The organism is Streptomyces sp. NPDC016640, assembly GCF_043076215.1.
Lineage (GTDB): Bacteria > Actinomycetota > Actinomycetes > Streptomycetales > Streptomycetaceae > Streptomyces.
Genome location: NZ_JBIBRG010000001.1, coordinates 548,393 through 572,111, shown reverse-complemented (window position 1 = coordinate 572,111; position 23,719 = coordinate 548,393). Strand labels below are relative to the sequence as shown.

Here is a 23,719-nt window from a genome sequence, read left to right as displayed (position 1 = left end):
TTTCGACCATGGATCACGCATGCATCCGGGGACGAAGGGCAGGCGCACCCGGTCCCGTGGGTGCCACCCGTGTGACCCACGGGCGCCGAACAGGAACGGAAGGCAGTAACCGATCATGGCGGACCGTACGGAGCTCCAGGCACGCGACACCATCCACGCGGGGGGCGAGTGGCGTGCGGCCCTCTCGGGGGCCACGCGCGAGATCGTCGACCCCGCGGACGCCCTGCCGTTCGCCGTGGTCGCCGAGGGCGACGAGAGGGACGCCGACCTCGCGGTGGCGGCCGCCCGGCGCGCCTTCGACGACGGTCCGTGGCCGCACACCCCCGTCGCCGAGCGGGCCGCCCTGCTGCACCGCGTCGCCGACCTGCTCGTACGGGACCGGGAACGGCTCGGCCTGCTGGAGAGCCGGGACGCGGGCAAGACCGTCGAGGAGGGGCGCGTCGACATCGACTGCGTCGCCGACGCCTTCCGCTACTTCGCCGGCCTGGTCGCCGCCGAGGCACCCGGACGCGTCGTCGACGCCGGTTCCCCCCACATCCACAGCGTCGTGGTGCACGAGCCGGTCGGCGTCTGCGCGCTGATCACGCCCTGGAACTACCCGCTGCTCCAGGCCAGCTGGAAGATCGCCCCGGCCCTCGCGGCGGGCAACACCTTCGTGATCAAGCCCAGCGAGATCACCCCCATGACCACCGTCGCCCTCATCGGTCTGCTGACCGAGGCCGGACTGCCCTCCGGGACCGCCAACATCGTCACCGGGCCCGGCCACACCGTCGGCGCCCGGCTCGCCGGGCACCCCGACGTCGACCTGGTCTCCTTCACCGGCGGCCTGGCCAGCGGCACCAAGGTCGCCCAGGCCGCCGCCCCGGGCGTGAAGAAGGTCGCCCTCGAACTCGGCGGCAAGAACCCCAACGTCGTCTTCGCCGACGCCTGCGCCACCGACGAGGGCTTCGACACGGCCGTCGACCAGGCCCTCAACGCCGCCTTCATCCACAGCGGCCAGGTCTGCTCGGCGGGCGCCCGGCTGATCGTCCAGGAGTCGGTCCGGGACCGCTTCGTCGCCGAACTCGCCCGCCGCGCCGAGCTGATCAGGCTCGGCCGGGGCACCGCGGACGGCGTGGAGTGCGGTCCGCTGGTCTCCGCACAGCAGCGCGCGAAGGTCGAGGCGTACGTCGAGTCCGCGCTTGCCGAGGGCGCGGTGCTGCGCTCCGGCGGCAAGCGGCCCGAGCCGTCCGCCGACCGCCCCGGGACCGGCTACTTCTACGAGCCGACCGTCCTGGACCGCTGCCACCGCGGGATGCGCGTCGTGCGCGAGGAGGTCTTCGGACCGGTCCTGACCGTCGAGACCTTCCGCACCGAGGACGAGGCCGTCGCCCTCGCCAACGACACCGAGTACGGGCTGGCCGGCGCCGTATGGACCGCCGACGCGGGACGCGCCCGCCGGGTGGCCGGACGGCTGCGCCACGGCACCGTGTGGATCAACGACTTCCACCCCTACCTCCCGCAGGCGGAGTGGGGCGGCTTCGGCAAGAGCGGAGTGGGCCGCGAACTCGGCCCGGCCGGTCTCGCCGAGTACCGCGAGACCAAGCACGTCTACCAGAACCTGGCGCCGAAGCCGGTGCGCTGGTTCGCGGGCTGAGCCGCCGACCGCCGGGCGGTGTCCGCACACCGCCGCTCCCCGCCGGACGGTGTCCGCGCCCGCCCCGGCCCGACGTCGCCACGCGACCCGCCCACCTGTCCCGAATCCCCGGAGGAGTACCACGCCGATGCCGGATCACACCCACGAACTCCCGCATGAATACGACTACGTCGTCATAGGCGGCGGCACCGCAGGTTCCGTCGTCGCCTCCCGGCTGACCGAGAACCCGGACGTCACCGTCGCCGTCATCGAGGGCGGCCCCAGCGACGTCGGCCGCGACGACGTGCTGACCCTGCGCCGCTGGATGGGCCTGCTCGGCGGCGAACTCGACTACGACTACCCCACCACCGAGCAGCCGCGCGGCAATTCGCACATCCGGCACAGCCGCGCCCGCGTCCTCGGCGGCTGCTCCTCCCACAACACCCTCATCGCGTTCAAGCCGCTGCCGTCCGACTGGGACGAGTGGGAGCGGGCCGGCGCCGAGGGCTGGGGCGCGGCGCGGATGGAGGCGTACTACGCCCGCCTCGAGAACAACATCGTCCCGGTCGACGAGAAGGACCGCAACGCCATCGCCCGCGACTTCGTCGACGCCGCACAGGCCGCGCTGGACGTGCCGCGCGTGGAGGGCTTCAACAGGGAGCCGTTCGACGAGGGCGTCGGCTTCTTCGACCTCGCCTACCATCCGGAGGACAACAAGCGCTCGTCGGCGTCGGTGGCCTATCTCCACCCGGTGATGGACGAGCGTCCCAACCTGACGATCATGCTGGAGACCTGGGCGTACCGGCTGGAGCTGAACGGCACCCGGGCCGAGGGCGTGCACGTGCGCACCAAGGACGGCGAGGAGATCCTCGTCCGCGCCCGGAGCGAGGTCGTGCTGTGCGCCGGCGCCGTCGACTCGCCCCGGCTGCTGCTGCACTCCGGCATCGGCCCGAAGGCCGACCTGGAGGCGCTGGGCATACCCGTGGCGCACGACCTGCCCGGCGTCGGCGAGAACCTGCTCGACCACCCCGAGTCGGTCATCGTCTGGGAGACGAACGGACCCATCCCGGAGAACTCCGCGATGGACTCCGACGCCGGCCTGTTCGTGCGCCGTGACCCCGGACACGCGGGCCCGGACCTGATGTTCCACTTCTACCAGATCCCGTTCACCGACAATCCGGAGCGACTGGGCTACCGGCGACCGGAGTTCGGCGTCTCGATGACCCCGAACATCCCCAAGCCGAAGAGCCGCGGCCGCCTCGGCCTCACCAGCGCCGACCCGTCCGTGAAGCCGGCGCTCGACTTCCGCTACTTCACCGACGAGGACGACTACGACGCCCGCACCCTCGTCGACGGCATCCGCATCGCCCGCGAGATCGCGAAGACCGAACCGCTGGCCGGCTGGCTGAAGCGCGAGGTGGCCCCCGGCCCGGACGTCACCGGCGACGAGGAGCTGAGCGAGTACGCCCGCAAGGCCGCGCACACCGTCTACCATCCGGCGGGCACCTGCCGGATGGGTGCCGCGGACGACGAACTGGCCGTCGTCGACCCCGAGTTGCGGATCCGTGGTCTGGAGGGCATCCGCATCGCGGACGCCTCCGTCTTCCCGGCCATGACCGCCGTCAACCCGATGATCGCGGTGCTGATGGTCGGGGAACGCGCCGTCGACCTGATCGGCGGTGGTGCGTGATGACCACCGCCACCCCGTCCACCGGCGTCGCGGACCGGGCCCCCGCCGCCCCCGTCTTCTCCGTCCGGGGGCTGTGGAAGGTCTTCGGCCCGAAGGCCGGCCGGATCCCCGGCGACCCGGAGCTGGCCGCCCTCGACCCGGCCAGGCTGCGCTCCCGCACCGGCTGCACGGCCGCCGTCCGGGACGTCTCCTTCGACGTCCGCAAGGGCGAGGTCTTCGTCGTCATGGGGCTGTCCGGCTCCGGCAAGTCCACCCTGGTGCGCTGTCTGACCCGGCTGGTCGAGCCGACCGCGGGCACCATCGCCATCGACGGCGAGGACGTCCGCGCCATGGACCGGGCACGGCTGCGCGCCCTGCGCAGACACCGCGCCGCCATGGTCTTCCAGCACTTCGGCCTGCTGCCGCACCGCACCGTCCTCGACAACGTCGCCTACGGCCTGGAGATCCAGGGCATGGGCCGGGCGGAGCGCCGGGAACGGGCCGCCGAAGTCGTCGCCAAGGTCGGTCTGGAAGGCATGGAACAGCGCAGGCCCGCCCAGCTGTCGGGCGGCCAGCGCCAGCGCGTCGGACTGGCCCGCGCGCTGGCCGTCGACCCCGAGGTGCTCCTCTTCGACGAGCCGTTCAGCGCGCTCGACCCGCTCATCCGGCGCGACATGCAGGAGGAGGTGGTCCGGCTGCACCGCGAGGAGGGCCGCACGATGGTCTTCATCACCCATGACCTCCAGGAGGCCCTGAAGCTCGGTGACCGCATCGCCCTGATGCGCGACGGCCGCGTGGTCCAGCTCGGCACGCCCGAGGACATCGTGGGCTCGCCCGCCGACGACTACGTCCGCGCGTTCGTCCGCGACGTCCCGCGCGAGCAGGTGCTGACCGTCCGCACGGTCATGCGCCCCGCCGCCTCCGCGGACGAGGCCGGCACGGGACCGGCGATCCGCCCGGACGCCACGGTGTCGGAAGCCATCGAGGCGGTGGCCCGCGCCGGCACCTCGGCCCGCGTCCTGGACCGGGGCCGCTGCGTGGGAGTCGTCGACTCGGACGTCCTGCTGGACGTGGTGGCAGGCGGCGTGGCCGCCGCACCCCGCCTCGCCGCGCCCGCCCGTGCCGCTGAAGGGGGTGTGCCCGCCGGAGCGGAGCCGGGAGCGGGGAGGGCACCGGCCGGGCGCCGCGGGCCGACATCCCCCACCGCCACCACCGGCGAGGAGGGGGTGTGACGGCGACGCTCACCGCAACGGCCCGGAAGACGGCCCCGCCGGGCACACGGACCGGCCCGGCCGTGCGCAAGCTCCTCGCACTCGCCGTGATCGCCGCGGTCCTCGTCCCCCTCGCCGCCACCCGCTGGACCAACGGCACCTGGCCCGCCGCCCTCACCGTCGACCTCTCCGGACCCCTCGGCAGGGCCGGCGACTGGATCATCGACAACCGCGACAGCCACCCGCTCTTCCTCCACTTCCTCGGCCACGTCAGCAACGCCGTCGTCATCGCCGTACGCGCCGTCTACCTCGCCCTCCTCGCCGTCGGCTGGGCGGGGGCGACCGGGATCGCCGCGCTCGTCGCCTGGCGGGTCGCGGGCATCCGGCTCGCGCTCGGGACCGCCGCCGCGTTCCTCGCCTGCGGACTGCTCGGCATGTGGGTGCCGACCATGCAGACGCTCGCCCTGATGGCCGTCGCGGTCGCCGTGTCCGTCGCCGTCGGCGTCCTGCTCGGGTTCGCCGCCGGACTGTCCGACCGGATGAACCGCGTGCTGCGCCCGGTCCTGGACACCATGCAGGTGCTCCCCGCCTTCGCCTACCTCCTGCCCGTCGTCCTGGTCTTCGGCATCGGCGTCCCCGCCGCCGTCCTGGCCACCGTCGTCTACGCCGCCCCGCCCATGGCCCGCCTCACCGCGCTCGGACTGCGCGGCGCCGACAAGGAGGTGCTGGAGGCGGTCGAGTCGCTCGGGGCCACCGCCCGCCAGCGCCTGCTGACCGCCCGTGTCCCGCTGGCCCGCAGGGAACTGCTCCTCGGCCTCAACCAGACGATCATGATGGCGCTGTCCATGGCCGTCATCGCCTCGGTGATCGGCGCCGGCGGTCTCGGTGACCGCGTCTACCAGGCGCTGGCCTCGGTCGACGTGGGTGCCGCGCTCGCCGCCGGCATCCCCATCGTGCTGCTCGCCGTCGTCCTGGACCGGGTGACCGGCGCGGCCGGCGCGCGGCTCGGGCGGGCGCCCGCGCCGAACGCCCGCGCGTTGTGGGCGTACGCCCTCGTCGCCGCCGTGGCCGTCGCGGTCGCCGGACGCCTCGCGGGCCGCCCGGAGTGGCCCGGCGGATGGGTCGTCGGCATCGCCGGGCCGGTCAACCGCGCCGTCGACTGGATGACCGCCCACCTGTACTCGGGCGTCCCCGTCGTCGGCGGCACCGCCGACTGGGCGGGCCACTTCACCGCCTGGGTGCTCGACCCGCTCCGGGACGGCCTGCAGTGGCTCCCCTGGTGGGCGGTGCTCCTGATCGTCGCCCTCCCGGCCTGGCTGATCGGCACCTGGCGCACCGCGCTCACCGCCGTCCTCGCCATGGCCGCGACCGGGGTGCTCGGCGTGTGGAAGCCGTCCCTGGACACCCTCGCGCAGGTCCTCGCGGCCGTCGCCGTCACCCTCGTCATCGGCTTCGCGACCGGGATCGCGGCAGCCCGCAGCGACCGCTTCGAACGGCTGCTGCGCCCCGTCCTGGACGTGTTCCAGACAATGCCGCAGTTCGTGTACCTGATCCCGGTCGTCGCCCTGTTCGGCGTCGGCCGCGCCCCGGCCGTCGCCGCCGCGATCGTCTACGCCCTCCCGGCCGTCGTCCGCATCACCGCCCAGGGCCTGCGCCAGGTCGACCCGGCCGCCCTGGAGTCCGCCCGCTCCCTCGGCGCGACCGGCGGCCAGCAACTGCGCCAGGTCCAGCTCCCGCTGGCCCGCCCGGCCCTGCTGCTCGCCGTCAACCAGGGCGTGGTGCTGGTCCTCGCCGTCGTCGTCATCGGCGGCCTGGTCGGCGGCGGCGCCCTCGGCTACGACGTCGTCTTCGGCCTCGCCCAGGGCGATCTGGCGACCGGTCTGGTGGCCGGGGCCGCGATCGTCTGCCTGGGCCTGATGCTCGACCGGGTGACCCAGCCGGCCGAACGCCCCGCGACGAAGGGAGCGTGACATGCGACGCCGTACGACGACCATGATGGCGGGTGTCTCCGCGCTCGTGCTGCTCACCGGCTGCGGCGCCGCCGACATGACCCGGCAGACGTCCCCCTTCGCGAACGCCCGGGGCGCCCGCACGGTCACCCTGTCCGTGCAGTCCTGGGTGGGCGCGCAGGCCAACGTGGCCGTCGCCCGGTACCTGCTGGAGCGCGAACTCGGCTACCGCGTCGACACCGTCCAGGTCGACGAGGTGCCCGCCTGGGACGCGCTCAGCCAGGGCCGGGTCGACGCCATCCTGGAGGACTGGGGCCACCCCGAGCAGGAGCAGCGCTACGTCGGGGAGAAGAAGACGATCGCGCCCGGCGGCGACCTCGGCGTCACCGGACACATCGGCTGGTTCGTCCCCACGTACTTCGCGAAGCGGCACCCCGACGTCACCGACTGGAAGAACCTCGACAAGTACGCCGAGCGGTTCCGCACCCCGGAGAGCGGCGGCAAGGGCCAGCTGATGGACGGCTCCCCCTCCTACGTCACCAACGACGAGGCGCTGGTGAAGAACCTGAAGCTGGACTACCGGGTGGTGTTCGCCGGTTCCGAGGCCGCGCAGATCACCCAGATCGAGCAGTTCGCCGAGGAGCGGAAGCCCTTCCTCACCTACTGGTACACGCCCCAGTGGCTGTTCGAGAAGGTGCCCATGACCGAGGTGAAGCTGCCCGCGTACGAGGAGGGCTGCGACGCCGACCCGGCGAAGGTCGCCTGCGCCTACCCGGTCACGCCGTTGCAGAAGTACCTCAACGCGGACTTCGCGAGGAAGGGCGGCGACGCGGCGGACTTCCTGAAGAAGTTCCGGTGGACCACCGAGGACCAGAACGAGGTCTCCCTGATGATCGCCGAGCAGAAGCTCCCGCCCGGGGAGGCGGCGAAGAAGTGGGTGGACGGCCACGAGTCCGTCTGGAGGAAGTGGCTGCCCTGACGTTCACTTCGTCAGCAGCCCCGCCGCGATCTCCCGCAGTGCCCGCGTGGCGCGCCGTTGGAGACCCGGCCCGAACGTGACCCGGGTGGCCCCGAGTCCGCCCAGCTCGGCGGGCGAGGGGCCCTCCCCGGGCAGCGCGTTCACGTTCAGCGGCCCCTGTATCCCCGAGCGCAGCAACGGCAGTACGCCGGCCGGGGCGCCGATCGGATACACGCAGTCGGCGCCCGCGGCCACGTACAACGCGGCGCGCTCGATGGCCCGTTCGGGATCGGTGACCCCCCTGACGAAGGTGTCGATCCGGGCGTTGAGGAACAGCCGGTCCCCGGCCGCCGCCCGCACCCCGGCCAGCCGGTCGGCGTGCCGGTGCGGGTCCTGGAGCACCCCGCCCTCGGAGTCCTCCAGGTTGCAGCCCACGGCGCCCGCCTCCAGCAGCCGCTCCACCAGTTCCTCGGGCGCCAGCCCGTACCCTCCCTCGATGTCCGCCGACACCGGCACGTCCACCGCGCGGGTGATCCGCGCGACCGCCGCGAACATCTCGTCCGCGGGGGTCCGCCCGTCCTCATGGCCGAGGGAGGCGGCGACCCCGGCGCTGGGCGTCGCGAGCGCCGGGAACCCGGCCTCGGCGAACACCCGGGCGCTCGCCGCGTCCCAGGGGCCGGGCAGGACCAGGGGATCGCCGGGGGCACGGTGACGGTGCAGGGCGCGGAAGGTCTCGGTCCCGTTCACCACGCGGTGCTCCCCGGAGGAACCCGCCGGCCGGCCGTCTCCCGCGGGGCGGTGCGGACGCCGGCGTCGAGGGGGATCGTACGAGCCGTCACGCGTGCTGTCCCGGCCGGTAGTGGCCCGGGGTCTTCCGGCAGGTCACGCCGAACCGGTTCCACGCGTTGATCACCGTGATCGCGGCGATCAGCTGCGCCAGCTCCGCCTGCCCGAAGTGCTCGGCGGCCCGCTCGTACACCTCGTCGGGCACGAAGCCGTCGGTCAGCACCGTCACGGCCTCCGTCAGCTCGACCGCCGCCAGCTCCCTCTCCGTGTAGAAGTGCCGCGACTCCTCCCAGGCGCCGAGCTGGATGATCCGCTCGACGCTCTCGCCCGCCGCGAGCGCGTCCTTGGTGTGCATGTCCAGGCAGAACGCGCAGTGGTTGAGCTGGGAGGCGCGGATCTTCACCAGTTCCAGCAGCCTCGGGTCGAGGCCCTTACGGGCGGCGGCGTCCAGCCGGACCATCGCCTTGTAGACCTCGGGGGCGTGCTCGGCCCACTCCAGGCGGACGGGCGGCTCGGCGGCGTACGGGGTCGTGGCCGTCCTGTCTGCGGTCGTCGTGTCGCTGTTCGTCGTGTGGATGTTCGTCATGCCTCGACCCTAGGGACCGGGCGACCCAGGGGTATGGTCCACTTCCATGGCGGAACGCTGGGCCACTTTCGGCATCGACCTGCACCTGGAACCGACCGGTGCCGGCCTGCGCCGCGGCCTGACCGACGCCCTGCGCGAGGCCGTCCGCACCGGCCGGCTCGCCCCGGGGACCCGGCTGCCCTCCTCCCGCTCCCTCGCCGCCGACCTGGGCATCGCCCGCAACACCGTCGCCGACGCCTACGCCGACCTGGTCGCCGAGGGCAGGCTCACCGCACGCCAGGGTTCCGGCACCCGGGTCGCCGACCGCGCCGTGTCACCGCCGCCGGCCCGGCCCGCAGCGCCGTCGCGCGCCCCCGGCCGGCTGCCGTACGACCTCGTCCCCGGCACCCCCGACCTCGCCTCCTTCCCGCGCGCCGCATGGCTCAAGGCCGCCCGCCGCGCCCTGACCGCCGCCCCCAACGACGCGCTCGGCTACGGCGATCCACGCGGCCGGCCCGAACTGCGCACGGCGCTCGCGGCCTACCTCGCCCGGGTGCGGGGCGTGCGCGCCGATCCCGGACGCCTCGTCGTGTGCGCCGGGTTCGCGGAGGGCCTGCGCCTGCTCTGCACGGCCCTGCGCGCCCGCGGCGCCCGGACGCTGGCCGTGGAGCCCTACGGCCTGGACGTCCACTGGGACCTGATCGAGCGCACCGGACTGCGCACCGTCCCGCTCCCCGTCGACGACGCGGGCCCGCGCACCCGGGACGCCGGCGACGCCGGCGCGGTGCTGCTCAACCCGGCGCACCAGTTCCCGCTGGGCGGCGCCCTGGTCCCCGGACGCCGCGCCGAGGCGGTCGACTGGGCGCGCCGCACCGGCGGACTGATCCTGGAGGACGACTACGACGGCGAGTTCCGCTACGACCGCCAGCCCGTCGGCGCGCTCCAGGACCTCGACCCGGACCACGTGGTCTACCTCGGCACGGCCAGCAAGTCCCTCGCCCCGGGACTCCGCCTGGGCTGGATGGTCCTGCCGGAGCCCCTGCTGCCGGAGGTCGTCGCCCAGGGCGCCGGCCGCTCCGTCGGCGTCCTCGAACAGCTCACCCTGGCCGAGTTCCTCACCTCCGGCGCCTACGACCGCCACGTCCGCGCCGCCCGGCTGCGCTACCGGCGCCGTCGCGACGCGCTGGTCGGGGCCCTCGCCGTCCGGGCGCCCGAGGTGCGGGTCACCGGCATCGCGGCGGGTCTGCACGCCGTCCTGCGGCTCCCGCCCGGCACCGAGCGGTCCGTGGTCCAGGCCGCGGCCTGGCAGGGCCTCGCCGTGCACGGCCTGTCCCGCTTCCGGCACCCCGCCGCCGAGGCCGCCCCCGCGGACGCCCTGGTCGTCGGCTACGCGACCCCACCGGACCACGCCTGGGCGAGCACCCTGGAGGCCCTGTGCAAGGCGCTTCCGTGAGGCGCCAAGTCGGCATACCGCGCCAAGGGGCGCAAATGGACGGCGGCGGGGCGCCCTCGGCGGGGGGTTCCCGCACACGCCGTCCGGCCGGTCTCTAGGCTGTCCGCCGCGAGCCGGGGAGCAGACGCCCGGCGGCGGCCACACGCAACACAAGGGGGAGTGGAACACATGGCACGGACACGGCGACGGCTGCGGTCCAGCACGGTGGTGCTCGGCGGCATGGGCGTCCTGGCGACGGCCCTGTCGGCGTGCGGATCGGATCCCGACCGGCGCTGCGTGGACCGGGACAGCTACGACTACCTCAACGGCTACCGGATCGTCGCCGACAAGAACTGCAAGCGCAGCAGCGGCGACGCCGACTGGTACTACGACGCCGACGTCAGCGGCGGCTACGCCGACGACGGCACCTTCAGCCGCAGCGAGGCCGTCGACCGGGGCGGCCTCGGCTGCTCGGGCTCCGGCAGCGGCGGCTGAGCGCCCCGCCGAGCGAAGGACACCCCCGTGGAGCGCCGCACCATCGAGCCCCGGCCCGGCTGGCAGCAGACCGTGGAGGAGCAGGGGCTCATCTACCCCCTCACCCTCCCCAAGGCCCTGGAGCCCCTCAGAGCGGCGGGGAAGCCCGTCCCCGGCGACGCCTGGGTCCCCTACTGGGACGAGAGCGCCCACTACGTGTTCTCCCTGGAGGAGGTCGAGGCGCTGGAGGAGGTCGTCGAGGAGCTGCACCGCATGTGCCTGGCGGCCGCCGACCACATCGTCACCGCGGGCCGCTTCGCCGATCTCGGCATCACCGACCCGCGCGTCGCCCGCGCGGTCGCCGAGTCCTGGCGGCGGCGCGCCGAACTCCCCTCCGTCTACGGCCGTTTCGACCTCCGCTACGACGGCACCGGCCCCGCCAAACTGCTGGAGTACAACGCCGACACCCCCACCTCCCTGGTGGAGGCCGCCTCACCCCAGTGGTTCTGGATGGAGGAGCGCTTCCCCGGCGCCGACCAGTGGAACTCCCTCCACGAGCGCCTCGTCGACGCCTGGCGGAAACAGGCCGCCCTCCTCCCGCCGGGCAACCCCCTGTACTTCGCGCACTCCACCGCCGACGAGCTCGGCGAGGACCTCATGACCGTCGCCTACCTCAAGGAGACCGCCGAACAGGCCGGCCTCGACACCGACTGGATCTCGGTGGAGGAGATCGGCTGGGACCGCCTCTCCGGCCGCTTCGTCGACAACAAGCTGCGGTTCATCCGCAGCATCTTCAAGCTCTACCCCTGGGAGTGGCTCACCACCGACCGCTTCGCCGGCCACGTCCTGGACACCCTCGACAACGGCGGCGGCACCGGCTCCACCCTGTGGATCGAGCCCGCCTGGAAGATGCTGCTGAGCAACAAGGCCCTGCTGGCGATCCTCTGGGAGCTCTACCCGGACCACCCCAACCTCCTCCCGGCCTACGTCGACGGCCCCCGCGACCTGGCGGACACCACCGGCTACGTCGCCAAGCCCCTGCTGGGCCGCGAGGGCGCCGGCGTGACGATCCACGAGCCCGGCGCCGCGCCCGCCGTCCGCGACGAACCCTGCTGCTACCAGCAACTCGCCCCCCTGCCCGCCTTCGACGGCAACCACGTCGTCCTCGGTGCCTGGGTGGTGGAGGACGAGTCGGCGGGTCTGGGCATCCGGGAGTCCTCCGGCCTGGTGACCGACGGGTACGCCCGCTTCCTGCCGCACGTGATCCTGTGAGGGGCCCCGCGAGGGGCCGCTCCGGGGCGCGGGGAACCGCGCGCCCCGGCCACCCCCCGCCCGCGGACGGCCACCGGCGGCCACCAGGCGGACGACGTCGCCCGCATGGTGGACGCCGGCGCCGGAACGCGGACGCCGCCCGCTAGGGTGGCCGCGAGGCCGTGACTGGCGTGCTGGGATGGGACCGACCATCGGGAAGCGGCCCCCGGACCCCGCGGGTCCGGAACATGTGCCGTGCGCCTGGGCCGTACCGTGAACGCCGAACGCCACGTCCGGAGGTCCCCGTGTCAGCCGAGCAGCCCCTCACCACCGCTTCCACCGCCTTCCGCTCCGCCCTCGACGTGATCCGCGCCGTCGAGCCGCGCGTCGCCGACGCCATCGGCCAGGAGGTCGCCGACCAGCGCGAGATGCTCAAGCTGATCGCCTCCGAGAACTACGCCTCCCCGGCCACCCTCCTCGCGATGGGCAACTGGTTCAGCGACAAGTACGCCGAGGGCACCGTCGGGCGCCGCTTCTACGCCGGCTGCCGCAACGTCGACACCGTCGAGTCGCTCGCCGCCGAGCACGCCAAGGAGCTCTTCGGCGCCCGCCACGCCTACGTCCAGCCGCACTCCGGCATCGACGCCAACCTGGTGGCCTTCTGGTCCGTCCTCGCCGACCGCGTCGAGGCCCCCTTCCTGGCGAAGACCGGCGTCCGCCAGGTCAACGACCTCTCCGAGGCCGACTGGGCCGAGCTCCGCCAGGCCTTCGGCAACCAGCGCATGCTCGGCATGTCCCTGGACGCCGGCGGTCACCTCACCCACGGCTTCCGCCCGAACATCTCCGGAAAGATGTTCGACCAGCGTTCCTACGGCACCGACCCGGCCACCGGCCTGATCGACTACGAGGCGCTGCGCGCCTCCGCCCGCGCGTTCAAGCCGCTGATCCTCGTCGCCGGCTACTCCGCCTACCCCCGCCTGGTGAACTTCCGGATCATGCGCGAGATCGCCGACGAGGTCGGCGCCACGCTCATGGTCGACATGGCCCACTTCGCCGGCCTCGTCGCCGGCAAGGTCCTCACCGGCGACTTCGACCCGGTCCCGCACGCCCAGATCGTCACCACCACCACCCACAAGTCGCTGCGCGGCCCGCGCGGCGGCATGGTGCTGTGCGACGACTCCCTCAAGGACCAGGTCGACCGCGGCTGCCCGATGGTCCTCGGCGGCCCCCTCCCGCACGTCATGGCCGCCAAGGCGGTCGCCCTCGCGGAGGCCCGCCAGGAGTCCTTCCGCGACTACGCCCGGCGCATCGTCGACAACTCCCGCGCGCTCGCCGAGGGACTGATGCGCCGCGGCGCCACCCTCGTCACCGGCGGCACCGACAACCACCTCAACCTGATCGACGTCGCCGCCTCCTACGGCCTCACCGGCCGGCAGGCCGAGGCCGCCCTGCTCGAGTCGGGCATCGTCACCAACCGCAACGCCATCCCGGCCGACCCCAACGGCGCCTGGTACACCTCCGGCATCCGCGTCGGCACCCCCGCGCTGACCACGCGCGGCCTGGGCACCGCCGAGATGGACGAGGTGGCCGGCCTCATCGACCGCGTCCTGACCACCACGGAGCCGGGCACCACCGGCAAGGGCGCCCCGTCCAAGGCCCAGCACGTCCTCGACGCGAAGGTCGCCGACGAGATCTCCCGCCGCGCCACCGACCTGGTCGCCGGCTTCCCGCTCTACCCGGAGATCGACCTCGGCTGACGCCCGTACGGCCTCGGGGGCCGGTCGGCTCCTGACGCGGCCCCCCGCGCGGCGGCCCGGCACCGCGCCGGGCCGCCGCGGCCCTCCCCCGTCACAGCCCCGGGGACGGACCGGCCCCGCCTGTTCCGGACCCGGGCCCGATCGTCCCCCGCAGCCTGAGAGAATGGTGGGCATGGCGACTGACCGACCCCGCGTGCTCTCCGGAATCCAGCCCACCGCAGGCTCGTTCCACCTCGGCAACTACCTCGGCGCCGTCCGTCAGTGGGTGGCCCTGCAGGAGAGCCACGACGCGTTCTACATGGTCGTCGACCTGCACGCGATCACGATCCCGCAGGACCCCGGGGCGCTGCGCGCCAACACCCGCCTGGCCGCCGCCCAGCTGCTGGCCGCCGGTCTGGACCCGGACCGCTGCACGCTCTTCGTCCAGAGCCACGTCCCCGAGCACGCGCAGCTCGCCTGGGTCATGAACTGCCTCACCGGCTTCGGCGAGGCCTCCCGCATGACCCAGTTCAAGGACAAGTCCGCCAAGCAGGGCGCCGACCGCGCCTCCGTCGGACTGTTCACGTACCCGGTCCTCCAGGTCGCGGACATCCTGCTCTACCAGGCCAACGAGGTCCCCGTCGGCGAGGACCAGCGCCAGCACATCGAGCTCACCCGCGACCTCGCCGAGCGCTTCAACGGCCGGTTCGGACCGACCTTCACCGTCCCGAAGCCGTACATCCTCAAGGAGACGGCGAAGATCTACGACCTCCAGGACCCGGCGATCAAGATGAGCAAGTCGGCGTCCACGCCGAAGGGCCTCATCAACCTCCTCGACGAGCCGAAGGCCACCGCCAAGAAGGTGAAGAGCGCGGTCACCGACACCGACACGGTGATCCGCTACGACGTCGTGGAGAAGCCCGGCGTGAGCAATCTCCTCACGATCTACTCGACGCTCACCGGGGCGGGCATCCCCGAACTGGAGGAGAGGTACGCCGGCAAGGGCTACGGCGCGCTCAAGACGGACCTCGCCGAGGTCATGGTCGAGTTCGCGACCCCGTTCAGGGAGCGCACCCAGCAGTACCTGGACGACCCCGAGACGCTCGACTCGATCCTCGCCAAGGGCGCGGAGAAGGCGCGTGCCGTCGCCGCGGAGACGCTCTCCCAGGCGTACGGCAGGGTGGGCTTCCTGCCCGCCAAACACTGAGCCGGCGCACCGGGCCGCCCCCGGCCTCGGTCCGCACCACCGACAGCGCTGCACATCACTCCGGTTGCGCCTGCCCACCTCCGGGTCGTGGTCGTACAGTCGACAACAGGGTGACCGTTCCGGCGGTCACCCGGTGCTCACCGCAGCTTCGTCAGCACGCTTCACCACCGCGCTTCACCACCACAACGACAGGAGACGACGTGGGGACCGTAACGATCGGTGTGTCGATCGCGGTCCCGGAGCCTCACGGCAGCCGGCTTCAGCAGCTGCGCGCGGGCTTCGGCGACGCCGCGGCGCACGGCATCCCCACGCACGTCACCCTGCTGCCCCCGACCCAGGTCGACGCCGCCGACCTGGCGGCCGTCGAGGCGCACCTGGACGAGGTCGCCGCGGCCGGCCGGCCGTTCCCCATGCGGCTGTCGGGCACCGGCACCTTCCGGCCGCTGTCGCCGGTGGTCTTCGTCCGGATCGTCGAGGGCGACGAGGCCTGCGCCCGGCTGCAGCAGCACGTCCGCGACGCCTCCGGCCCCCTCGCCCGCGAACTGCAGTTCCCGTACCACCCGCACGTCACCGTGGCGCACGGCATCGAGGAGGCGGCCATGGACCGCGCCTTCGAGGAGCTCGCCGGCTACGAGGCCGAGTGGCCCTGCACCGGCTTCGCGCTCTACGAGCAGGGTGCCGACGGGGTGTGGCGCAAGCTGCGCGAGTTCCCCTTCGGGACCGTGGTGGTGCCCCCGCAGGGCGGCCCCGCCGACCGGGGCTCCGTCTCCGCCCGCTGAGGCCGCGCCGCCCGGCCGGCGTCAGACCGGCAGGCGCCGGAACACCGCGCGCGGCAGATGCCGCAGCGCCGACATCACCACGCGCAGCGCGCCCGGCACCCACACCGTCTCCGAGCGGCGCCGCAGCCCCAGTTCGACGGCGGCCGCGACCGCCTCCGGCGTGGTCGCCAGCGGCGCCTCGGGCAGCCCGGCGGTCATCCGGGTCCGCACGAACCCGGGGCGTACGACCATGACGTGCACGCCCGTGCCGTACAGGGCGTCGCCGAGGCCCTGGGCGAAGGTGTCCAGGCCGGCCTTGCTGGAGCCGTAGATGAAGTTCGCGCGCCGGGCGCGTTCGCCCGCGACGGAGGACAGCACCACCAGGGAGCCGTGCCCCTGCGCCTGGAGCGCGCCCGCGCACACCAGGCCCGAGGAGACCGCGCCGGTGTAGTTGGTCTGGGCGACCCGCACCGCGGCCCGCGGGTCCCGCTCGTCGTGCGCCTGGTCGCCCAGGGTTCCGAAGGCCAGCAGCACCATGTCGATGTCGCCGTCGGCGAAGACCTTGCCGAGCGCGTCCTCGTGGGCGGCGGGGTCGAGCGCGTCGAAGGCGACGGTGCGCACCTCGGCGCCGAGGCCGCGCAGGTCTCCGGCGGCCCGCTCCAGCGCGGGGGAGGGGCGGCCGGCCAGCCACACCGCGCGGGTGCGGCGGGCGATCAGCCGCCGCGCGGTGGCCAGCGCGATCTCGGACGTACCGCCGAGGACGAGCAGGGACTGGGGGAGGCCGAAGGCGTCCTTCACGGCAGCTCCTTGGGAGGAGGGGGCGGCGGTTTCTCAGAGGTGGAGCCGGCGGGACAGGTCGGAGGTGAACACCCCGCGCGGGTCCAGTTCGGCGCGCAGCGCGCGGAAGTCGTCCAGACGGGGGTACATGGCGGCGAGCAGTTCCGGGCGCAGCCGGGAGTCCTTGGCGAGGTAGACGCGCCCGCCGGCGTCCGCCACCTCCTCGTCGAGTGCGTCGAGGAAACCGCCGAGGCCGGGCAGCGACGCCGGGATGTCCAGGGCCAGGGTCCAGCCCGGCACGGGGAAGGACAGCCAGCCCGGGTCGGCCTCGCCGAAGCGCTTGAGGACGGCGAGGAAGGACGGGCAGCGGCGCCGCGAGATCCGGCGCACGATCCGGCGCAGGGCGTCCTCCCGGCCGTGACCGACGACGAACTGGTACTGCACGAAGCCGCCGCGGCCGTAGACCCGGTTCCAGTGGGGCAGGCCGTCCAGGGGGTGGAAGAACGCGGGGATCCGCTGGAGCTGCCCCGTCCGCGCGCGGGGCGCCTTGCGGTACCAGAGCGCGTTGAACAGCCCCACGGTGGTGCGGTTGAGCAGGCCCTCGGGGACGCGGGAGGGGGCGGCCGGGAGGCGGGAGGCGCGGAAGGAGAGCGGCCCCCCGCGCGCGCGGATGCGCCGGGGCAGTGCGTCCAGGGGCGCGTGGTCGCCGCGGGTGAGCACCGCGCGGCCGGTGGCGCCGCCCCGGGCCAGCAGATCGATCCAGGCGACCGAGTAGCGGTAGCGGTGGTCGGCGCCGGCCAGGCGGGCCATCAGGTCGTCGAGGTCGCTCGCGCGCTCGGTGTCGACGCGCATCAGCGAGGTCTCCACCGGCTGGAGCCGGACCGTCGCGGTGAGGATCACCCCGGTCAGGCCCATGCCGCCGGCGGTCGCGTCGAACAGCGGCGTGCCCGGCACGGCCGTACGGACCCGTCCGTCGGCGGTGAGCAGGTCCAGGGAGAGGACGTGGCGGGAGAAGGACCCGCAGACGTGGTGGTTCTTGCCGTGGATGTCCGCGCCGATCGCCCCGCCGACGGTCACGTAGCGCGTGCCCGGCGTGACCGGCACGAACCAGCCGAGCGGCAGCAGCACCTCCATCAGCCGGTGCAGGGAGACGCCCGCGTCGCAGCGCACGGTGCCGCCGTCGGCGTCGATCGCGTGGACGCGGTCCAGGCCCGTCATGTCGAGCACGGCACCCCCCGCGTTCTGCGCCGCGTCCCCGTACGCCCGTCCCAGGCCCCGGGCGATGCCGCCGCGCGCCCCGCAGTCCCGGACGGCCAGCGCCGCCTCCTGGTACGTCCGCGGGCGGATCAGCCGGGCGGCGGTGGGAGCGGTGCGGCCCCATCCCGTGACGCAAACGGTGTCGGCAGACATGCCGATGACCGTATCGCCCGGATGTGACTGATTGTGTGCGAAACGTCACTCGCGTCGCCGGAACGGGTGATTAATGGTATGTCGCTCGAGTGTGAGGGAGTTCCGGGCCGTCCGGACGTGAACAGTGGTCCCCCATGGACGACCACCACGACCCCCGCCACCCCCGCGGTCTCCACGGCATGGACCACCGGATCGTCTCGGTCCTCAGAGCCCGCGCTGCGGACCCGCGCGTGGCCGGTGCCGCGCGCGCCCTGTCCTGGGCGGGGGAGCACGGCGCGCTCTGGCTCGCGTCCGGGCTCGCCGGAGCCGTCGTGGACCGTCCGCGGCGCGCCGCCTGGCTGCGCGGCACCGCGCTGACCGCGGGCGCCCACGTCGTCGGCATGGGGGTGAAGCGCGTCGTGCGCCGCCCGCGCCCCACCCATGTCACCCCCCTGGTCGGCACGGCCGGCCGGCACTCCTTCCCCAGTGCGCACGCGACCTCCGCGGCGGCCGCCGCCGTCGCCTTCGGCGCGCTCGGGTCCCGCGCGGTGCCCCCGCTCGCCGCCGCCGTGTGCCTGTCCCGCCTGGTGGCCGGCGTCCACTACCCCTCCGACGTGGCGGCCGGCGCCGCCCTGGGCGCGCTGACGGCCCGGCTCGGCGCCCGCTGGATGACGGGAAGCCCCGCGTGACCGGCACCGCCCTGGTGAGCGACCACGCCGGCCGCCCCGGGCCGGCGGGACCGCTTCCCCGGGGCGGCCTCCTCCTGGGCCTGCTCAGGACCGCGCGGCCCAAGCAGTGGGTCAAGAACGTCCTGGTGATCGCCGCCCCGGCCGCCGCCGGCGAACTGTTCTCCGTCCCCACCCTGACCCGGCTCGCGCTGGTCTTCGTCCTGTTCACCGCCTGCGCCGCCGCCGTCTACCTCGTCAACGACGCGCGCGACGCCGAGGCCGACCGCGCCCACCCCGTCAAGTGCCGCCGCCCGGTCGCCGCCGGCCAGGTCCCCGTGCCGGTCGCCTACGCCGCCGGGGCCGCCCTCGGCGTCCTCGCGCCCGTCGCCGCGGTGAGGCTGTGCCCGCCGGAGGCCGCCGCGCTGCTGATCGCCTACCTCGGCATGCAACTGGCGTACTGCGTCAGCCTCAAGCACGTCCTCGTCGTCGACCTCCTCGTCGTCACCACGGGCTTCGTGATGCGGGCGGTGATCGGCGGTCTCGCCCTCGGCATCCCGCTGTCGCGCTGGTTCCTGATCACCACCGGGTTCGGCGCGCTGTTCATGGTCTCGGCCAAGCGCTACTCCGAGGCGGTGCAGACGGCCGGTTCGGCGGGCGCCACGCGCACGCTGCTCACCGAGTACAGCACCGGCTACCTCCGCTTCGTCTGGCAGCTCGCGGCCGGCGTCGCGGTCCTCGGCTACTGCCTGTGGGCCCTGGAGGAGGGCGGGGTCCCGCACACCAGCGTGCTGCCCTGGCGGCAGCTGTCGGTGGTCGCCTTCGTCCTCGCCGTCCTGCGGTACGCCGTCTTCGCCGACCGGGGGACCGCCGGCGAACCGGAGGACGTGGTGCTGGGCGACCGCGCGCTCGCCGTCATCGGCCTGGTGTGGGCGGCGATGTACGCCGCGGCGGTGGCGGACTGGTGAGAGGCCGTCTGCTGCGGCACCGGCGCGAACTGTTCGGCTTCGCCGCCGCCGGCCTGCTCGCCTACGCCGTCGACCTCGCCCTCTTCACCCTCCTGCGCGGCCCCGCAGGGCTCGGGCCGCTCACCGCCAAGGCGCTCTCCTTCCTCGCGGGCTGCGCGGTCGCCTACGCGGGCAACGCGCACGGCACCTATCGCGCCACGCGCGTGCGCGGCCCGCGCTCCTGCGCCCTCTTCTTCGCGGTGAACCTCGCCGGCGCCGCCGTACAGCTGCTGTGCCTGGCCGTCAGCCACTACGGGCTCGGCCTCACCTCGCAGCGCGCGGACACCGTCTCCGGCGCGGTGGTCGGCATGGCGCTGGCCACCGGGGTCCGTTTCTGGGGCACCAGGACATTGGTCTTCCGCAACGGGGGCAGAGTCGGTTCATGGACTGGCTGAGAAAGCTCCCGGTCGTCGGACCGTGGATGGCGCGGCTGATGCTCACGCACGCGTGGCGGTCGTACGAGCGGATGGAGCGCGTGCACTGGACGCGACTGGCCGCGGCCATGACCTTCACGAGTTTCGTCGCGCTGTTCCCGCTGCTCACCGTGGCCGCCGCGGTCGGCGCCGCCACGCTCGGCCAGGAACAGCAGGACGCCCTCCAGGACAGGATCAGCGACCAGGTGCCCGGCATCTCCGAGCAGCTGGACATCGAGGGCCTGGTGCAGAACGCCGGCACCGTCGGCCTCATCGCCGGTGCCGCCCTGCTGTTCACCGGCATCACCTGGGCCGGTTCGCTGCGCGAGTGCCTGCGCGCGGTGTGGGAGCTGCCCGACGAGGAGGAGAACCCGCTGCTGCGCAAGGGCAAGGACGCCGGCATCCTCGTCGGGCTGGGCGGCGCGGTCCTGGTCACCCTGGTCGCCTCCGCCGTCGCCTCCGCGCTGGTGGGCCGGATCAGCGACGCCATCGGCCTCGAGGAGGGCGGCTGGGGCGGGGTGGTGCTGCACGTCGCCGCGTTCTCCGTCGCCGTGGGCGCCGACTTCCTGCTCCTGCTGTACGTCCTCACCCTGCTGCCCGGCGTCGAACCCTCCCGGCGCCGCCTGATCGTCGCCGCGCTCACCGGAGCGATCGGCTTCGAACTGCTGAAACTGCTGCTCAGCGGCTATATGCAGGGCGTGGCCGCGAAGAGCATGTACGGCGCTTTCGGTGTCCCCGTCGCTTTGCTGCTGTGGATCAACTTCACCGTGAAGCTGGTGGTGTTCTGCGCCGCCTGGACGGCGACGCGGAGCAAGGAGCAGGAGGGGGCGGGGGCGGGGACCGGGGTCACGGACGCGGGCGGCGGCGCACCAGGTCCGGCAGCGGCCAGCGCCGGTTGACCAGGAACGCGCCGCCCGCCAGCAGCGCCAGCACCCCGCCGGCGATGCCCAGCGCGACGCCGGCGCCGTCGGTGCCGCTGCCCGCCGTGGCGCTCGCCACCGCCTTCGGCCCGGCCGCGGTGACGCCGTCCCCGGTGCCCCCGGCCTCCCCGGGAGAGGCCGACGGACCCGGCCGGGCACCGGCCCGCACGGCGCCCCTCGGCGGCACCAGCTCGCCCACCGGCTCGACCTTCCCGGCCGCCTCGAACCCCCAGTCGAGGAGCCTCGCGGTCTCCTTGTAGACCTGGTTGTGCTCGTCCTCCTGCGGGTTCATCACGGTGACCAGGAGCACCTTGCCGTTCCGCTCGGCGACCCCGGTGAAGGTGGCGCCGGCGTTGGTGGTGCTGCCGTTCTTCACGCCCGCGATGCCCTGGTAGACGGGCACGTCGTAGTCGCCGGCCAGCAGCCGGTTGGTGCTCTGGATCTCGAAGGACCCGCGGACCTTCTCGCCCTTCTTGTTCTTCCTCGTCTCGCCCGGGAACTTCGCGGTCACCGTGGAGGCGTACTCCCGGAAGTCCTTCTTCTGCAGCCCGGAGCGGGCGATCAGCGTCAGATCGTAGGCGGAGGACACCTGCCGCTCGGCGTCGTAGCCGTCCGGGCTGACCGCGTACGTGTCGAGGGCCTGGAGCTCCTCGGCGTGCTCGTTCATCTCGTCCACGGTCTTCCTGACACCGCCGTTCATGGCGGCCAGCACGTGCACGGCGTCGTTGCCGGAGCGGAGGAACACGCCCAGCCACAGGTCGTGGACGGTGTACGTCTCGTCCTCCTTGACGCCGACCATGCTGGAACCGGACCCGATGCCGGCCAGGTCGGACGGCTGGACCCTGTGCTCCGTCGTCCCGGGCCACTTCGGCAGCAGCGTGTCGGCGAACAGCATCTTCAGCGTGCTCGCCGGGGCCAGCCGCCAGTGCGCGTTGTGCGCGGCGAGCACCTCGCCGGACTCGGCGTCGGCGACGATCCAGGACCGGGCCGAGACGTCCTTCGGCAGCACCGGCACCCCGGCGGCCAGATTGACCTGGGTGCCCGGCCGGCCGAGCCGGGCGCCGCCCACGATCGACATGTCCGCCGGCGGAGTGGCCGACGGACTCGGCGACGGCCTGGGCGCCGCCGGCGCGACGGGTGCGGTCAGCGCGGTGGACAACAGGACGGCGGAAGCGATCAACAGTGATCGCCACAGAACGTTCTTGGGTGCGGGCACGGTCGGAAACGTACATGCCCTCTCCGGCGAAGTCCCGCCCCGGTCCCCACCCGGGGCAAGGAACCGGTCACCGGCCGGTGATACTGGACGCATGAAGCTCAGCCGCCCCGTCTCCTGGTTCCTGCTCGTCTTCGGGGTCTGGAGCTGGGTCATCTGGATCACTTTCGTCAACAACCTGGTCAAGGACGGCAGTGGACTCGCGTTCGAGGACGGGCACCCCACGGCGTACTTCTTCGTTCATCTGACGCTCGCCGTGGTGTCCTTCGTATGGGGGACGGTCATCGGCGGCATCGGGTTGCGCGGGCTGCGCGCACTGAGCCGGACGTCACGGACGTCCTGACGGGAAGCAGGGGAACTCCGCACCGTGGCCATCGTTTTCGTACTCATCGCACTGCTGGTCGTGGCCGTCCTGGTGACGGGCAACTGGTATGTGTGGCGGCGACTGTTCCGGGACACCACACGGGGCCCGGGCGCGGCGCGCCGCGCGGGCGCGGTGGTGATCGCCGGAGGCTGGGCGCTGGCCGTCGGCGCTTTCGTCGCCGAACGCTCCGGGGCGCCCTTCCGGCTCCAGCAGGTCCTGGCCTGGCCCGGCTTCCTGTGGCTCGCCCTGTCCCTGTACCTGCTGCTGGCGGTGCTCGCCGGTGAACTGCTGCGCCCGGTGCTGCGCCGGATCCTCGAGCGGCGGGCGAGGACGGCCAAGGCGGTGACCGTCCCGGCGACGCCGGAACCGATACCGGCCGGGCAGGGCGCGGACCGCGTCCCGGCTCCCGCGTCCCGCGCCGAATCCGCCGGCGACCACCCCGGGACCGCCGCCGGCGAAGACCCCGGCGGCGGTGCCGCCGACGGACGCGGGACGCCCGCCGCGCCCTCCCGCCGCCTCTTCGTCTCCCGCGTCGTCGGCGGGGCCGCCGCCGCGGCGGCCGTGGGAACGGTCGGCTACGGGACGTACGGCGTGCTGAGCGGGCCGCGGGTGAAGCGGATCACCGTGCCGCTCGCCAAGCTCCCCCGCGCGGCGCACGGTTACCGCATCGCGGTGGTCAGCGACATCCACCTCGGCCCGGTCCTCGGCAGGGGCTTCGCGCAGAAGGTCGTCGACACGGTCAACTCCACCCAGCCCGACCTGATCGCGGTCGTGGGCGACCTGGTGGACGGCAGCGTGAAGGACCTCGGCCCGGCCGCCGCCCCCCTGGCGCAGCTGACGGCGCGTCACGGATCCTTCTTCGTCACCGGCAACCACGAGTACTTCTCCGGCGCCGAGCAGTGGGTCGAGGAGGTACGCCGGCTCGGCCTGCGTCCCCTGGAGAACGACCGCACGGAGCTGGCGCACTTCGACCTGGCGGGAGTCAACGACATCTCCGGCGAGGACCGGGGCCAGGGCCCCGACTACGCGAAGGCCCTGGGCGACCGCGACCGGAGTCGCGCCTGCGTGCTCCTCGCCCACCAGCCGGTCATGATCCACGACGCCGTCGAACACGGCGTCGACCTCCAGCTCTCCGGCCACACCCACGGCGGTCAGCTCTGGCCCGGCAACCTGATCGCGGGCGCCGTCAACCCGACCCTCGCCGGCCTGGACCGCTACGGCGACACCCAGCTCTACGTCAGCCGGGGCGCCGGCGCCTGGGGACCGCCGACCCGGGTGGGCGCCCCGTCGGACATCACGGTGATCGAACTGGCGTCACGGCAGGCGTGAGGCCGGTTCCGGCCGCGGGGCACGGCCGGTT

General features: G+C 73.7%; 22 protein-coding genes. 17 read left to right on the top strand and 5 right to left on the bottom strand.

All coding sequences use genetic code 11. From position 1 onward, the window contains the following. Nucleotides 1–115 precede the first annotated feature (115 nt). The 5 genes from ACF07S_RS02670 to ACF07S_RS02650 all read left to right on the top strand — a co-directional run bounded on the left by ACF07S_RS02670 (nt 116) and on the right by ACF07S_RS02650 (nt 7,423). Nucleotides 116–1,636: an aldehyde dehydrogenase family protein gene (locus ACF07S_RS02670; protein ID WP_391961692.1), complete on the top strand. Its 1,521-nt coding sequence runs from the start codon at nt 116–118 to the stop codon at nt 1,634–1,636. Between the two features lie 127 nt (nt 1,637–1,763). Next, entirely contained in the window at nt 1,764–3,305 is a 1,542-nt protein-coding gene (locus ACF07S_RS02665) for a GMC family oxidoreductase (protein ID WP_391961691.1), read from the top strand. Then, the gene (locus ACF07S_RS02660; RefSeq protein WP_391973259.1) at nt 3,305–4,516 is read left to right on the top strand and encodes a glycine betaine/L-proline ABC transporter ATP-binding protein; all 1,212 of its coding nucleotides are present in this window, start codon (nt 3,305–3,307) and stop codon (nt 4,514–4,516) included. The genes ACF07S_RS02665 and ACF07S_RS02660 overlap by 1 nt, the downstream gene beginning before the upstream one ends. After that, nucleotides 4,513–6,465 carry an ABC transporter permease gene (locus ACF07S_RS02655; RefSeq protein WP_391973258.1) on the top strand — a complete coding sequence of 651 codons (1,953 nt, stop codon included), beginning with the start codon at nt 4,513–4,515 and terminating at the stop codon, nt 6,463–6,465. The genes ACF07S_RS02660 and ACF07S_RS02655 overlap by 4 nt, the downstream gene beginning before the upstream one ends. A 1-nt stretch (nt 6,466) precedes the next feature. Continuing rightward, nucleotides 6,467–7,423 (top strand): ABC transporter substrate-binding protein, encoded by a 957-nt coding sequence (locus ACF07S_RS02650; RefSeq protein ID WP_391973257.1) that lies wholly within the window; start codon nt 6,467–6,469, stop codon nt 7,421–7,423. A 3-nt stretch (nt 7,424–7,426) separates the two neighbouring features. Here ACF07S_RS02650 and ACF07S_RS02645 read toward each other — a convergent pair whose 3' ends face one another. Further along, complete coding sequence (locus tag ACF07S_RS02645; protein ID WP_391973331.1) at nt 7,427–8,149, bottom strand: isocitrate lyase/phosphoenolpyruvate mutase family protein; 723 nt, start codon at nt 8,147–8,149, stop codon at nt 7,427–7,429. An 88-nt stretch (nt 8,150–8,237) separates the two neighbouring features. Beyond that, complete coding sequence (locus ACF07S_RS02640; RefSeq protein WP_391973256.1) at nt 8,238–8,774, bottom strand: carboxymuconolactone decarboxylase family protein; 537 nt, start codon at nt 8,772–8,774, stop codon at nt 8,238–8,240. Between the two features lie 46 nt (nt 8,775–8,820). Here ACF07S_RS02640 and ACF07S_RS02635 point away from each other — a divergent pair, with 46 nt between their 5' ends. From ACF07S_RS02635 to ACF07S_RS02610, 6 genes are all read left to right on the top strand, one after another. After that, entirely contained in the window at nt 8,821–10,206 is a 1,386-nt protein-coding gene (locus tag ACF07S_RS02635) for a PLP-dependent aminotransferase family protein (RefSeq protein WP_391961686.1), read from the top strand. 168 nt (nt 10,207–10,374) lie between these two features. After that, nucleotides 10,375–10,680 (top strand): hypothetical protein, encoded by a 306-nt coding sequence (locus ACF07S_RS02630; RefSeq protein WP_391961685.1) that lies wholly within the window; start codon nt 10,375–10,377, stop codon nt 10,678–10,680. A 27-nt stretch (nt 10,681–10,707) separates the two neighbouring features. Next, nucleotides 10,708–11,931: a glutathionylspermidine synthase family protein gene (locus ACF07S_RS02625; protein WP_391961684.1), complete on the top strand. Its 1,224-nt coding sequence runs from the start codon at nt 10,708–10,710 to the stop codon at nt 11,929–11,931. A 284-nt stretch (nt 11,932–12,215) separates the two neighbouring features. Then, entirely contained in the window at nt 12,216–13,667 is a 1,452-nt protein-coding gene (locus ACF07S_RS02620; protein WP_391973255.1) for a glycine hydroxymethyltransferase, read from the top strand. 172 nt (nt 13,668–13,839) lie between these two features. Further along, nucleotides 13,840–14,853 (top strand): tryptophan--tRNA ligase, encoded by a 1,014-nt coding sequence (trpS, locus tag ACF07S_RS02615; protein WP_391961682.1) that lies wholly within the window; start codon nt 13,840–13,842, stop codon nt 14,851–14,853. 200 nt (nt 14,854–15,053) lie between these two features. Beyond that, on the top strand, nt 15,054–15,632 hold the full coding sequence (locus ACF07S_RS02610; RefSeq protein ID WP_391961681.1) for a 2'-5' RNA ligase family protein: 579 nt from the start codon (nt 15,054–15,056) through the stop codon (nt 15,630–15,632). 21 nt (nt 15,633–15,653) lie between these two features. Here the strand turns inward: ACF07S_RS02610 and ACF07S_RS02605 are convergent, their stop codons facing one another. Together ACF07S_RS02605 and ACF07S_RS02600 are read right to left on the bottom strand one after the other, a co-directional pair. Further along, nucleotides 15,654–16,409, bottom strand: a complete 756-nt coding sequence (locus ACF07S_RS02605; RefSeq protein WP_391961680.1) for a decaprenylphospho-beta-D-erythro-pentofuranosid-2-ulose 2-reductase — start codon at nt 16,407–16,409, stop codon at nt 15,654–15,656. Between the two features lie 33 nt (nt 16,410–16,442). Beyond that, nucleotides 16,443–17,798, bottom strand: a complete 1,356-nt coding sequence (locus ACF07S_RS02600; RefSeq protein ID WP_391961679.1) for an FAD-binding protein — start codon at nt 17,796–17,798, stop codon at nt 16,443–16,445. Between the two features lie 134 nt (nt 17,799–17,932). Here ACF07S_RS02600 and ACF07S_RS02595 point away from each other — a divergent pair, with 134 nt between their 5' ends. The 4 genes from ACF07S_RS02595 to ACF07S_RS02580 are packed head-to-tail and all read left to right on the top strand — an operon-like array spanning nt 17,933 to nt 20,761. Next, on the top strand, nt 17,933–18,466 hold the full coding sequence (locus tag ACF07S_RS02595; RefSeq protein WP_391973254.1) for a phosphatase PAP2 family protein: 534 nt from the start codon (nt 17,933–17,935) through the stop codon (nt 18,464–18,466). Then, complete coding sequence (locus ACF07S_RS02590; RefSeq protein ID WP_391961677.1) at nt 18,463–19,410, top strand: decaprenyl-phosphate phosphoribosyltransferase; 948 nt, start codon at nt 18,463–18,465, stop codon at nt 19,408–19,410. The genes ACF07S_RS02595 and ACF07S_RS02590 overlap by 4 nt, the downstream gene beginning before the upstream one ends. After that, nucleotides 19,407–19,844: a GtrA family protein gene (locus tag ACF07S_RS02585; protein WP_391961676.1), complete on the top strand. Its 438-nt coding sequence runs from the start codon at nt 19,407–19,409 to the stop codon at nt 19,842–19,844. Before ACF07S_RS02590 ends, ACF07S_RS02585 begins: the two co-directional genes overlap by 4 nt. Beyond that, complete coding sequence (locus ACF07S_RS02580) at nt 19,832–20,761, top strand: YihY/virulence factor BrkB family protein (RefSeq protein WP_391973253.1); 930 nt, start codon at nt 19,832–19,834, stop codon at nt 20,759–20,761. Before ACF07S_RS02585 ends, ACF07S_RS02580 begins: the two co-directional genes overlap by 13 nt. Here ACF07S_RS02580 and ACF07S_RS02575 read toward each other — a convergent pair. Next, nucleotides 20,709–21,998, bottom strand: coding sequence for a D-alanyl-D-alanine carboxypeptidase family protein (locus tag ACF07S_RS02575; RefSeq protein WP_391973252.1), 1,290 nt, complete (start codon nt 21,996–21,998; stop codon nt 20,709–20,711). The genes ACF07S_RS02580 and ACF07S_RS02575 overlap by 53 nt on opposite strands. Before the next feature lie 91 nt (nt 21,999–22,089). On the opposite strand from ACF07S_RS02575, the gene ACF07S_RS02570 reads away from it, so the two are divergent. Both ACF07S_RS02570 and ACF07S_RS02565 read left to right on the top strand, forming a co-directional pair. Further along, entirely contained in the window at nt 22,090–22,338 is a 249-nt protein-coding gene (locus ACF07S_RS02570) for an SCO4848 family membrane protein (RefSeq protein WP_391961673.1), read from the top strand. A gap of 24 nt (nt 22,339–22,362) precedes the next feature. Beyond that, nucleotides 22,363–23,688, top strand: coding sequence for a metallophosphoesterase (locus ACF07S_RS02565; RefSeq protein ID WP_391961672.1), 1,326 nt, complete (start codon nt 22,363–22,365; stop codon nt 23,686–23,688). Nucleotides 23,689–23,719 lie beyond the last annotated feature (31 nt).